Annotated in this window: 9 protein-coding genes and 1 pseudogene; 5 read left to right on the top strand and 5 right to left on the bottom strand. The window is 74.8% G+C overall.

Annotated elements, in window-relative coordinates:
• The 5 genes and pseudogenes from AB0B02_RS31480 to AB0B02_RS31460 form a co-directional block, all read right to left on the bottom strand.
• Positions 1-766 (bottom strand): annotated as a pseudogene (locus AB0B02_RS31480) (ATP-binding protein); the annotation flags it as partial.
• 67 nt (positions 767-833) lie between these two features.
• The gene (locus AB0B02_RS31475) at positions 834-2,009 is read right to left on the bottom strand and encodes an alanine--tRNA ligase-related protein (RefSeq protein ID WP_281940419.1); all 1,176 of its coding nucleotides are present in this window, start codon (positions 2,007-2,009) and stop codon (positions 834-836) included.
• Positions 2,010-2,287: 278 nt separating this feature from the next.
• Positions 2,288-3,817 carry a glycosyltransferase gene (locus AB0B02_RS31470; RefSeq protein WP_357306647.1) on the bottom strand — a complete coding sequence of 510 codons (1,530 nt, stop codon included), beginning with the start codon at positions 3,815-3,817 and terminating at the stop codon, positions 2,288-2,290.
• Between the two features lie 193 nt (positions 3,818-4,010).
• The gene (locus AB0B02_RS31465) at positions 4,011-5,150 is read right to left on the bottom strand and encodes an acyl-CoA desaturase (RefSeq protein ID WP_357306643.1); all 1,140 of its coding nucleotides are present in this window, start codon (positions 5,148-5,150) and stop codon (positions 4,011-4,013) included.
• A 12-nt stretch (positions 5,151-5,162) separates the two neighbouring features.
• Positions 5,163-6,254 carry a ferredoxin reductase gene (locus AB0B02_RS31460; RefSeq protein WP_281940413.1) on the bottom strand — a complete coding sequence of 364 codons (1,092 nt, stop codon included), beginning with the start codon at positions 6,252-6,254 and terminating at the stop codon, positions 5,163-5,165.
• A gap of 83 nt (positions 6,255-6,337) precedes the next feature.
• Between AB0B02_RS31460 and AB0B02_RS31455 the strand changes: the two genes are divergently transcribed.
• From AB0B02_RS31455 to AB0B02_RS31435, 5 genes are all read left to right on the top strand, one after another.
• The gene (locus AB0B02_RS31455) at positions 6,338-7,567 is read left to right on the top strand and encodes a helix-turn-helix domain-containing protein (RefSeq protein ID WP_281940411.1); all 1,230 of its coding nucleotides are present in this window, start codon (positions 6,338-6,340) and stop codon (positions 7,565-7,567) included.
• 134 nt (positions 7,568-7,701) lie between these two features.
• A complete protein-coding gene (locus tag AB0B02_RS31450) occupies positions 7,702-8,706 on the top strand; it encodes a nitroreductase family protein (RefSeq protein WP_357306638.1) in 1,005 nt (334 codons plus the stop codon).
• A 426-nt stretch (positions 8,707-9,132) separates the two neighbouring features.
• Positions 9,133-10,446, top strand: a complete 1,314-nt coding sequence (locus AB0B02_RS31445; RefSeq protein ID WP_281940407.1) for an aminotransferase class I/II-fold pyridoxal phosphate-dependent enzyme — start codon at positions 9,133-9,135, stop codon at positions 10,444-10,446.
• Entirely contained in the window at positions 10,443-11,636 is a 1,194-nt protein-coding gene (locus AB0B02_RS31440; RefSeq protein WP_281940405.1) for an MFS transporter, read from the top strand. Before AB0B02_RS31445 ends, AB0B02_RS31440 begins: the two co-directional genes overlap by 4 nt.
• A complete protein-coding gene (locus AB0B02_RS31435; RefSeq protein WP_357306633.1) occupies positions 11,633-11,806 on the top strand; it encodes a hypothetical protein in 174 nt (57 codons plus the stop codon). The genes AB0B02_RS31440 and AB0B02_RS31435 overlap by 4 nt, the downstream gene beginning before the upstream one ends.
• Positions 11,807-11,834: the final 28 nt, after the last annotated feature.

Raw genomic sequence — 11,834 nt, 5'->3', positions numbered from 1 at the left:
GGCCGGCCCGAACACGGAGGGGGGGGGGCCGCACCGAGCCCGGGGGGGCGGGCACCCGGGCCCCCCGGACGCCCCGGCGGCCGCCCTGGCCGCGCGCCACCGCCGCGCCGCGCGGCGCGGCGACCGGTCGCCGCCCCACCCGGTACGTCCGCCCGCGCAGCACCGTCGGCTCCAGGGTGTCCCCGGTCAGTTCGCGGACGGCCTGGAGCAGCACGCCGAGCACCACGCGCAGGTGCTCCGGTCCCACCTCGGCGCTGGGCACGTCGACGCGGATGCGTACCGTGCCGTTGTCCTGCTCGACGCGGGGGCGCACGCCGGCTTCCTCGGCGGCGCGCAGCACGGCCCGACCGGCCGGGTCGCGCGGCGGCGTGGCCAGCGCGGTGCCGGCCGGTCGCAGCCCGAGGCGGCGGGTCGCCTCGGCGGCCGCCCGGCCCACCGCGGCGGCCGGGCCGTCGACGGCGCGGGCGGCGAGCCGCTCGGCGAGCAGCAGGCCGACCGGGCCGGCCAGGCCGAGGGCGAGCAGGCCGGCCGGGGCGGCCTCCACCCGCAGGTACGCCTCGAAGCGGTGCACCGGCTGCCCGTCGACGGTGTCGGCGCGCAGGGTGCAGCGGACCTCCCGCACCGGGGCGGGAAAGTCGGTCTCGGCCAGCAGCTCCACCGGCCCGCCCTGGGCGGCGGCCAGCAGCCCGGCCGGGTCGGCGATGCGCACCTCGGCGCCGAGCAGCGGCACCGTCCCCTCGTCCGGCCGCACGTCGTACCCGGTCATGGGGCCTCTTCCCTCGCGGCGATGTCTGCACCGAGTCTGGCACCGGCCGGGCCGGGCGGCCAACCGCTCAGCCGGCGTCGGCGAGCAGCGCGTCGACCAGGTCGCGGGGCAGCCCGTGGGTGTCGTGCAGCCAGTGGTAGTCGGATTCGGTCAGCGCGCCCCGCGCCCGGACCCGCGCCACCAGCGGCCGGCCGCGCCGCAGCAGCCCCCGGAACCGGCGCTCCTCGTCGCGCAGCGCCGCCCGCAGCGGACCCGGCTCGACCGGCTGGCGGAACCGGCGCAGCGTGTCGTCGTATCCGGTCAGTGTCAGCTCGTCCAGGCTCCGCGTCGGGTCGTCGCGCCACAGCACGGTCAACGCGCGGCGCAGCAGCCGCCGCAGCACGTACCCGCGGCCGGTGTTGCCCGGGCGTACCCCGTCGCCCAGCACGACCACCGCGGACCGCAGGTGGTCGGCGACCACGCGCAGGTCCGCGCCGCGCAGGCCCCACCGGTCGCGGACCGCGCCCACCCACGGGCGCAGCCCGTCGCCGGTGAACACGGACCGGTCGCCGCGCAGCACCATCTCCAGCCGTTCCAGGCCCATGCCGGTGTCGATGCTGGACACCGGCAGCGGCGTGAGCCGGCCGTCGGGGTGCCGGTGGTGTCGCATCTGCACGTGGTTCCACACCTCCACCCAGCGGTCGTCGCCGCTCGGGGTGCCGGTGGGCGGGCCGTCACCGGTCCACACGAAGATCTCCGAGTCCGGGCCGCACGGGCCGGTCGGGCCGTTGGACCACCAGTTGTCCGCGCCGAGCGCCTCCACCGGCACGCCGAGCGCGGTCCAGGTGGCGCGCGCCGTCTCGTCCGGCCCGAGGCCGTGGTCGTCGCCGCCGAAGACCGTCGCGTGCAGCCTTCCCGGCGCGATGCCGTAGCCGTCGGTGAGCAGGTCGAAGCCCCAGCGCAGGCTGGTCGCGATGTCGTAGTCGCCGAGCGACCAGGAGCCGAGCATCTGGAACACGGTCAGGTGGGTCCGGTCGCCGACCTCGTCCAGGTCGGTGGTGCGCAGGCACCGCTGCACGTTGACCAGGCGGCGTCCGCCGGGGTGCGGGCGCCCCAGCAGGTACGGCGTGAGCGGGTGCATGCCGGACGTGGTGAACAGCACCGGGTCGCCGGGCGGCGGCACCAGGGAACTCTCCGGCGCGTCGGAGTGGCCGAGGCGATGGTAGTGCTCCGCGAAGGTACGGATGATCTCGTCGGGGGTCATGGCGGGTGCCTTCCGGGTACGGGCGACCGGACGGCCCACCCGACGGTGGCCGTGACACACGACGACGCCGGCGGACCGTCTCCGGTCGCCGGCGTGGGATGGGGCAGGTCAGGCGGCGGCAACCGGCGAGCGGGAAGCTCGCGCGGCTGCGGCGGTGAGAGATCGCCAACCCTGCATGCCGTCCACGCTACCCCACACCCACCCCTCGCCTCGCGCTGATTCACGGGAAGCGTGGCTGTCGGCGGCCGAATGGCCACGCTTTCCGTGAATCAGCGCGCTCAGGGCAGCGGGGCGGGGGTGGGGGTGAGCAGGTGGTGGTAGAGGGTGGTGAGGCGCGCGGCCTGGGCCTCCCAGGTCCAGGTGGACAGCGGCGAGTCCGGGCCGTCGTAGGCGGCGCGGTAGCGGGCCGGGTCGGCGAGGACCGCCCGGACCGCGCGGGCCAGGTCGGCGGCGTCCCGGGCGCGGAACACCTCTCCCTGGCCGGTGGCCCGGACCGTGTCGGCCATGGTGCGGACGTCGCTCACCACGATCGGCAGCCGCGCGTGCGCGTACTCGAAGAACTTGGTGATCAGCGCGATCTCGTGGTTGGGCCAGTGGTGCAGCGGGATGAGCCCGACGTCGGCGGTGGCGAGGAACGCGACGAGCTGCCGGTGCGGCACGTACGGCAGCACGTGCACCCGGTCGGCCACGCCGTGCCGGGCGGCACGCGCCACGACCTGCCGGACGTAGGCGGCGGCCGGGTCGGCGACGACCAGGGCCAGATGTACGCCGGGCAGCCGGGGCAGCGCCTCGACCACGGTGTCCACGCCGCGCTGGACGGCCATCGCCCCGCTGTAGACCAGCAGCGGGGTGCCGGCGGCCAGGCCGCAGCGGGCCCGGAGGTCAGGTGCCTCCCGGCCGCCCGCCTCGCCCGCGTCGACCGGGACGGACCCGGTCCCGGTGACCGACGCGCGCACGGCCCCCGGCCCGAACTCGGCGGCGGCGACCGGCTCGGCGGCGGTGACCGGCTCGGCGGCGGTGACCGAACCGGCGGCGACCGACCCGGCGGCAGTGGCCGGTTCGGCGGCGGTGACCGGCGCGTTGAGCACGACGGTGGGGCGGTCGGGTAGGGCGTGGTCGCGGACCAGCAGGTCGGCGAGCGTGTCGGAGACGGTGACGACCGCGTCGGCGTGGCCGACGTACTCGCGGACGTAGCCGAGGTGGGCGGGCAGCCAGCGGGCGTTGTCGCGGCGGGGCCGGGCGCCGGGCAGCCACTCGTGGGCGTCCCAGACCAGCTTCACGGCGCGGCCCCGGGCCCGGGCGCGGTCGACCGCGCGGGCGGCCACGCCGAGCATCCGGAAGTCGTGCGCGTGGATCAGGTCCGGGCGCAGCGCGTCGACGACCGGGCCGGCGACCCGCTCGTAGTCCCAGAGGCCGGGCTCCAGCCGACGCCAGGCCCGGTCACCGAGCCGGGCCGCCCAGTAGCGGACCTGGGCGTGCTCCACCGGCCGGCGGGCCAGCCGGGCGGCGCGCAGCGGCAGACCGCCCCGGGCCACCAGCCGCCGCCGCAGACCGGACATCCCGCCCACCGGCCGAGGCAGGCCGTCGCGCGGACCGGGTGCGCCGTCGCCCGGGTCACCGACGGCCGGTCGGGGGGCGCGGGGGGCGTCGAGCGGCAGCACGCGTACCTCGGCGTCGCCGAGCCGCCAGCGACGCTCGGCGTCGACCCGGGCGCAGCCGAGCAGCGTGACGTCCCAGCCGGCGTCGGCGGCGGACCGGGCGGCCTTCTGCACCCGCGAGTCACCCTCGACCGCGTTGTCGACAAGCATCACCACCCGCCGGCCGGCGGCCGGCGGCGTCGCGGCGTCGTACGGCATCAACGACCACACCCCCTCAGCTCGACGGCGCGAGTGTACGGGGGCCGGCGACCGTCCCGAAGCACACGGAAGCCGCGCTGAGCTGGGCGGACACCGGTTGTGCAGGTGCCGGCGGGCGGGAATTCATCCGCCGTGCACCGGTCGGTCAGGCCGCGCCGGAGGGGACCAGCGGGCCCGGGGCGACCGGCTGCCGGCGGTCGCGCCGGTTGGGCAGCGACAGGCGGATCACCTTCCACCAGGCGGAGGCGACCTGCTTGGGCAGCGGGCCGGTGGTGTACCGCAGGCCGTACCTGTCGAACAGCGCCCGCACCTGCGGGGCGATCTCCTGGTAGCGGTTGCTCGGCAGGTCCGGGAAGAGGTGGTGCTCGATCTGGAACGACAGGTTCCCGGTCATGATGTGCAGCAGGCGGGGGCCGCTGATGTTGGCCGAGCCGAGCATCTGCCGCAGGTACCACTCGCCGCGCGTCTCACCCTCGATGGAGGTCTTCTCGAACGTCTCCACGCCGCTCGGGAAGTGCCCGCACATGATCACCGAGTGGCTCCACACGTTGCGGATCAGGTTCGCGGTGAACGTGGCGGCGAGGGTGGACAGGAACGACGGGCCGGAGAGCAGCGGGTGCACCACGTAGTCCTTGAGCACCTGCTTGCGGATCTTGCGGCCGACCGCCTTCGCCTTGGCCCGGAACGCCGGCTCCTTGAGCCGCTTCTGCTTGAGGTGGTCGCCCAGTTCCATGTCGTACGCGGCGATGCCGTACTCGAAGAAGGCGGCGTTGAGCAGGTTCCACACCGGCTGGCCCAGGTGCATCGGGTGCCACGGCTGGTCCTCGTCCACGCGCATGATGCCGTACCCGAGGTCGTTGTCCTTGCCGACGACGTTGGTGAAGCGGTGGTGCAGCTCGTTGTGCGACTGCTTCCACTGGTCGGCCGGGGAGACGTGGTCCCAGTCCCAGGTGGTCGAGTGGATCTTCGGGTCGCGCATCCAGTCCCACTGGCCGTGCAGGACGTTGTGCCCGATCTCCATGTTGTCGAGGATCTTGGCGATGGTGAGGCCGGCCGTGCCGACGATCCAGGCCGGCGGGAACAGCGAGAACAGCAGCACCGCGCGACTGCTGATCTCCAGCGTCCGCTGGGTCTTGATCACCGTGCGGATGTAGCGGGCGTCCCGCTCCCCCCGGTCGGCGATGACCCGGTCCCGGATCGCGTCCAGTTCCTTGCCGATGATCTCGATGTCCTCGGCGCTCAGGTGGGCGATCGGGTTGTCGGCCTTCTTCTGGATCACGGTCACGTCGGTGGCTCCTCAGAGTTCGATGTCGCAGGTACCGGCAGCCGCCGACACGCAGGTCTGGATCCGCACGCCGTCTCCCGGCACGGCCGTGGTGACGTCGCCGTTGCGCAGGTCGCGTACCGCGCCCTGCCGCAGCGGCACGACACAGCCGTAGCAGATCCCCATCCGGCAGCCCGAGGGCATGAGCACCCCCGCGTTCTCCCCCGCGTCGAGCAGGGTGGTGGCGCCGTCGGCCTCGACGGTCACCCCCGCCCCGGTGAAGGTCACCGTGCCGCCGTCGCCAGGCGTAACCACCGTAGGACGGAACCGCTCGGTGTGCAGGCGTTCGATGACGCCGTTCGAGGTCCAGTACCCCTCGACGGCGTCGAGCATGCCGACCGGGCCGCAGGCCCAGGTGTGCCGCTGGGCGTGGTCGGGTACGAGGTCGTCCAGCTCGGCCACGTCGAGCAGGCCGGAGGTGTCGGTGTGTCGCTCGACCAGCCGCACCGCGCCACGGTCGGCCAGCGCCCGCAGCTCCGCGCCGAAGATGACGTCGTTGCGGGTGGGCGCCGAGTGCACAAGCACCACGTCGGCCCGTTCGGTGAGCCCGGCCCGCAGCATCCCCATGACCGGGGTGATGCCGCTGCCGGCGGTGAGGAACAGCACCCGCTCGGGCGTCGCGGTGGGCAGCACGAAGTCGCCCTGCGCCTGGTCGAGCTGGACGATCGTGCCGGGCCGGATCCGGCGGACCAGGTGGTTGCTGACCTTGCCGTCCGGGATCGCCTTGACCGTCACGCTGATCCGGCCGTCCGCCGCGCCCGGCACCGAGGTGACCGAGTACGCGCGCCACTGGCGTACGCCGTCGACGTCCACGCCGAGTCGCACGTACTGCCCCGGCAGGTGGCCGAGCCAGCCACGACCCGGCTGGATCACCAGCGTCGCCGCGTCCCGGGTCTCCGGGCGGACCGCGACGATCCGGCCGCGCAGCGGGGCGCCGGCGCGCAACGGCGCGATCATGTCGAGGTAGTCGCCCGGCAGCAGCGGGGTGGTGACCGTGCCGGCCAGCCGCAGCAGCCTGTCCCGGAAGGAAGCCTTCTGGGGGCGGCGGGGCGCAGTTGTGGTCATATGACCAGCGTGACCGCAGGATCGCATAACATCTTGACCAGCAAAGGTGAAACGGTCACGGGTTTTTGTTCGAAGGGAACAACATGACGCAGGAGGCCGGGACCGGCGCGCGGGCCGCCCATCTCGATCTCGACGCCGGCGTCGCGGCGCTGCTGCGCGACCGGCTGCCCATGGTCGCCGAGCGGACGGTCAGCGCGATCACCGCCGAGGTGACGGACTACTCCGGCGCGCTCACCGACACCATGCGGGAGAAGATCGAGAACGCGGTACGCATCGCGCTCGGCACGTTCCTCCAGCTCATCGAGGGTACCCAGGCGTTCGACCCGAGTACTCCCCTGGCCCCCGCGCTGGAGGCCGCGTACGCGCTGGGCAGTGGCGAGGCGCGCGCCGGGCGGAGCATGGACGCGCTGCTGGCCGCGTACCGGGTGGGCGCCCGGGTGGCCTGGCGGGAGGTCTCCACCACCACGGTCCGGAGCGGGCTGGCCGCCGAGACGGTGGCCGAGTTCGCCGAGCTGATGTTCGCGTACATCGACGAGCTGTCCGCGGCCAGCGTGGCCGGGCACGCCGACGAGCTGGCCAGCGCCGGCCGGGTCCGCCGCCGCGACCTGGAACGGCTCACCCAGCAGTTGCTCGCCGGCGAGCCGGAGGAGTCGCTGCGGCGCAGCGCGGAACGGGCCGACTGGCCGCCGCCCCAGACGCTGACCGTGGTGCTGCTGCCCCGCCGGCACCTGCGCGCGGTGCTCGCCCTGCTCGGCCCGCAGACGTTGGAGAGCGGCGAGGACCTGCCCGGCATGAACCCGGCCGAGGAACTGGCGGTGCTGCTGGTGCCGGACGCGCACGGCGGACGACGCCGTCAACTCGTCCGGCTGCTGCACGGGCACCGGGCGGTGCTCGGCCCGGCCCGCCCCTGGCACCGGGTCGCCGCGTCCTACCAGCGGGCCACCCGGGCGCTCACGCTCGGGCTCGGCGAGCCGGGCGCCGGGCCGGTCGACACCGAGTGTCACCTTTCCGCGTTGCTGCTCAGCATGGACCCGGAAGCCCTTGCCGACCTGCGCACCCAGGCCCTCGCGCCGCTCGCCGCCCTTCCCCCGGCCACCGCGCACCGGCTCGCCGAGACGCTGCGGTCCTGGCTGCTGCACCAGGGGCGGCGCGACGACGTGGCGGCGGACCTGTTCGTGCACCCGCAGACCGTCCGCTACCGGATGGGCAAGCTCCGCGAGCTGTTCGGCGACCGCCTGCACGACCCCGCCACCATCCTCGACCTGACCATCGCCCTCGCCGTCCCCCCGACGCAAGGACGGGCCCCCGCTTAACGCCTCCGGTAGAGCAGCGCTCCCCGCTCGACACTCGGGACGCAGGGTCCCGGCCGGTCGGGCCCTCCGACCCTGTCCCGGGGGCACGACGGCCGGCAGCCTCGGAAGGGGACGAGCAACGAGGAGGCGCCGCCATGGACCGGTCATCGACGCGTACCGAACAGAACCCGACGGTACGGGTGCTGGAGGCGGCGGCCCGACAGTCCCTGCACGCTCCCTCGGTGTTCAACACCCAGCCCTGGCGGTGGCGGGTCACCGCGGACGCGCTGGAGCTGCGCACGGACCCGGGCCGGCAGCTCGCGCACACCGACCCGGACGGTCGACTGCTGGTGCTGAGCTGTGGCGCGGCACTGCACCACGTCCGCGTCTCGCTCGCCGCCGCCGGCTGGACGGTCGACGTCGGGCGGCTGCCGGACCGGGCCGACCCGACACTGCTCGCCCGGCTGCGCACCACCGGCCCGACCGCCCTGGACGTGCCGGCCGGCCGGCTGGTCGACGCGATCCCGCGCCGCCGCACCGACCGGCGCGCGTACGGCGACCGCCCGGTCCCCGAACCGGTGCTGGCCCGGCTCGGGGACGCGGTCGAGGCCGAGGGCGTGCACCTGCACGTGGTCCGGCCGGACCAGATGCCGATGCTGGCGGTCTTCACCGGCCGCGCCGCCGACGCCGAGCTGGCCGACCCGGCGTACCGGGAGGAGTTGCGCCGCTGGACCAACCGCCCGGCGGGCAGCGGCGACGGCGTGCCCACCGCCACCGCGGTCCGGCCCGCGCCACGGCGGGTGCCCCTGCGTGACCACGCTCCCGGTGGAGCGGCCGGGCTGACCGCCGGCGCGGACTTCGACCGGGGCGCGGCGTACCTGATCCTGTTCGGTGAGCGCGACGACCCGGCGGCCTGGCTGCGCGGCGGCGAGGCGCTGTCGGCGCTGCTGCTCACCGCCACCGCCGAGGGCCTGGCCAGCGCACCACTCAGCGACGCGATCGAGGTGGCCTGGCCGCGCCGGATGATGCGCGACCTGCTCGCCGGCATCGGCGAGCCCTACCTGGTGGTGCGCGTCGGCTGGGGACCGGACGCCGACCTGCCACCGGCCCCGCGCCGCGCGCCGGCCGACGTCATCGAGGTGGTGGCGCCGGCGGAGTGACCTGCCCGGCGTCACCGCGCGCGCCGCGTGCCGGATGACGGAACGCCGTCCCGACCGGAGGCCGGACGCTCGTCGGCGGCTGCCACCCGGCCGACGGAGGCCGACGGACCGTGGTGACGACGACCCTGGCCGACATGCGCCGGCGGTGTGGGCGAGCGCCCACCAGGAACTATTCCCTATTGTCCACTGTCACTGTCAGCAACCCTTGTGCACATTCCCAATCGCATGTTGACGGCTGCCAGTCCGGGGGCAATCATGATGGTCACTGGATCCACCTAACGCCAATGTCGGATCTGGTGGCTTTTCCCACCCCTCGACGGGATCGCGCCGGACGCGAGATTCCGCCGGGCGACCACGCCCGGCGCGCGCCCCGTAAATCCTATCGAGGGAATAGGAAATCCACCGCTCGCCTCGAGGAGTCCGCCGGTGAACGGGAACAACGACGCTCCCGCGGCGAGCCGGCCCAGGCCGGCCTCGCGCGGCGCTGAGCTGGAAGAACCGCTCGCACTGCACGGCGGCCGGCCGGTGCGGGACACGCCGTGGCCCACATATGACAAGGGCGCGGTATTCGTGCACCCCGACGACGAGGACGCCGCAATTCGGGCCATTCGCAGCCATCTCTACTTCCGATACGACCATCGCGCGCAGAAAGAAACCGAATGCGGGCGGTTCGAGGACGAACTGTGCCGTTATTTCGGCACCCGGCACGCCCTCGCCGTTTCCAGCGGCACGGCCGCACTTGCCCTCGCCCTGATGGGCGCCGGGGTGCCGGCCGGGTCATTGGTCGCCTGTCCCGGATTCACTTTCGTCGCCACTCCGAGCGCCATTGTGCTGGCCGGGTGCCGGCCATTCCTGGTGGAGGTCGACGACGACCTGCGGATGGACCTCGACGACCTGCGCCGCCGCTGGCGACCGGACATCCGGGCCATCATGGTCGTCCACATGCGTGGCTTCGCCGCCGACGTCGAGGCCCTGGCCGCCTTCGCCGCCGAGATGGGCGTGCCGCTCATCGAGGACGCCGTGCCGGCGCTCGGCGCCGAACTCAACGGCCGCAAGCTCGGCACGTTCGGCGCCGCCGGGGCGTTCAGCACCCAGTCCGACAAGGCGCTCAACTGCGGCGAGGGCGGCTTCCTGATCACCGACGACAGCACGCTGTTCGCCCGGGCGGTCGCGCTGTCCGGTGCGTACGAGGGGCGGCTGCGCCGGCACTTCCCGGACGGCGAACCGCCGCTCACCGGCCTGGACCTGCCGCTGCTCAGCCTCCGGATGGACGAGATCCGGGCGGCCCTGCTGCGCGCCGAGCTGACCCGGCTGCCACAGCGGCTGACCCTGTTCCACCGCAACTACGCGCACGTCTCGCAGGCGCTGGCCGACCTGCCCGGCATCGCGGCGCGGCGGCCGGTCGCGCCCGGGGCCTACCTCGGGGAGGCGTTCGTGTTCCGGGTGCCCGGCGGCGACGCCGGCTGGTTCGCCCGGGCGCTGCGGGCCGAGGGGATCGACGCGCGCAACATCGGCGCGGACGACGACCTGAACGTCCGCGCGTTCTGGAACTGGCGCTTCCTCTACGACACCGCGGACCCGGGACAGATCCGGGCGACGCTGCCGCGCACCGCGCGACTGCTCACCGAGACCGTCGACGTGCCGCTGTCGTCGAACCTCACCCCGGACGACTGCGACGACCTGATCCGCGCGGTCCGCAAGGTGGCCGCCGCCCGCGAGACCGTGCTGGCCCGGCCGTGACCGGCGCGCCCCTGACCGACGCCGGCACCGAGGAGAAGCCGCTGCCCCGGCGGGCGCTGGTCGGGCTGCTCGGCGGGCTCTTCGCCGGCTACCTGGGGTTGACCGCGGTCATCCCGGTGCTGCCCGGCTTCCTGCGCGAGCGGCACGGCGCCGGCGACCTCACCGTCGGCGTGGTGGTCACGGTGACCGCGGTGACCGCGCTGCTGGTCCGTCCGGTCGCCGGTGCGCTCGCCGACCGGTACGGCCACCGCACGGTGATGCTGACCGGCGCGCTCGTGGTGGCCGCCGGCGGCCTGCTCTACCTGGCGCCGCTGGGCGTGCCGGCGTTGGTGGTGGTCCGGCTGCTGCTCGGCGCCGGCGAGGCGGCGTTGTTCACCGCCGGGGCGGTGTGGATCGTCCAGCTCGCCCCGCACCACCGGCGCGGCCAGCTCATCGGCCTGTACGGGGTGAGCATGTGGGGCGGCATCTCCGCCGGCACGTTCCTCGGCGCGACCGTGCAGCAGGCCGGCTATCCGGCGGTGTGGGTGCTCAGCGCCGCCGCGCCGGCGGCCGGCGCCGTGCTCGTCGCACTGGTGCCGGCGCCGCCGCGTACCGCGCCGGCGGCCAAGGGCGGGGGCCTGCTGCTGCGCCCCGCGCTGCTGCCCGGCGTGGCGCTGACGTTCGGCGCCGCCGGGTACGCCGGCCTGGCCGCGTTCGTGGTGCTGCACCTGGACGCCCGTGGCATCGGGCACGGCGTGGTGGTGCTGAGCTGTTTCAGCGCCGTCTACGCCGGCACCCGCCTGGTCATCGGGCACCTGCCCGACCGGCTCGGCCCCCGGCGGGTGGCCACCTGGTGCGGGGTGGGCGAGGCGGTCGGCCTGCTGGTCATCGCGGTCGCCCCGAACCTGCCGGTCGCGGTGGTCGGCAGTGTGGTGATGGGCGTCGGGTTCTCGCTGCTGCACCCGTCGCTGGCGCTGATGGTGATGAACCGCACCGATCCGGCGCGGCAGGGCGCGGCGATCGGCGCGTACACGTCGTTCTGGGACCTCGGTCTGGCGGTGTGGGGGCCGGCGACCGGGCTGGTCGCCGCCGGCTTCGGCTACCCGGCGGTGTTCGTCGCCGGCGCGGCCGGCGCGGCGGTGGCCGCCGCGATGGCGCTGCGCATCGGCCGGCCCGCAGTCACGGAAACCCCGATGGAGGTACGCGCATGAGCGAACGCACCGAGCGCAGCGAGGGCCGTGAGCGCATGCCCAGCCAGCACCGCATGAGCGAACGCACCGAGCGCAGCGAGGGCCGTGAGCGCATGCCCAGCCGGCACCGCATGAGCGAACGCACCGAGCGCAGCGAGGGCCGTGAGCGCATGCCCGGCGGCACCGCATGAGCGAACGCACCGAGCGCAGCGAGGGCCG

The organism is Micromonospora sp. NPDC049240 (assembly GCF_040647835.1).
In the GTDB taxonomy this organism is placed as follows: domain Bacteria; phylum Actinomycetota; class Actinomycetes; order Mycobacteriales; family Micromonosporaceae; genus Micromonospora.
Note: the sequence above shows the minus strand (reverse complement) of the source record. Positions and strands in the feature narration are given on the sequence as shown.

Bases quoted from the DNA above. Each gene is read 5' to 3' on its own strand.
- AB0B02_RS31475 (WP_281940419.1), bottom strand. From the start codon at position 2,009: ATGACCCCCGACGAGATCATCCGTACCTTCGCGGAGCACTACCATCGC.
- AB0B02_RS31470 (WP_357306647.1), bottom strand. From the start codon at position 3,817: ATGCTTGTCGACAACGCGGTCGAGGGTGACTCGCGGGTGCAGAAGGCC.
- AB0B02_RS31460 (WP_281940413.1), bottom strand. From the start codon at position 6,254: ATGACCACAACTGCGCCCCGCCGCCCCCAGAAGGCTTCCTTCCGGGAC.
- AB0B02_RS31455 (WP_281940411.1), top strand. From the start codon at position 6,338: ATGACGCAGGAGGCCGGGACCGGCGCGCGGGCCGCCCATCTCGATCTC.
- AB0B02_RS31450 (WP_357306638.1), top strand. From the start codon at position 7,702: ATGGACCGGTCATCGACGCGTACCGAACAGAACCCGACGGTACGGGTG.
- AB0B02_RS31435 (WP_357306633.1), top strand. From the start codon at position 11,633: ATGAGCGAACGCACCGAGCGCAGCGAGGGCCGTGAGCGCATGCCCAGC.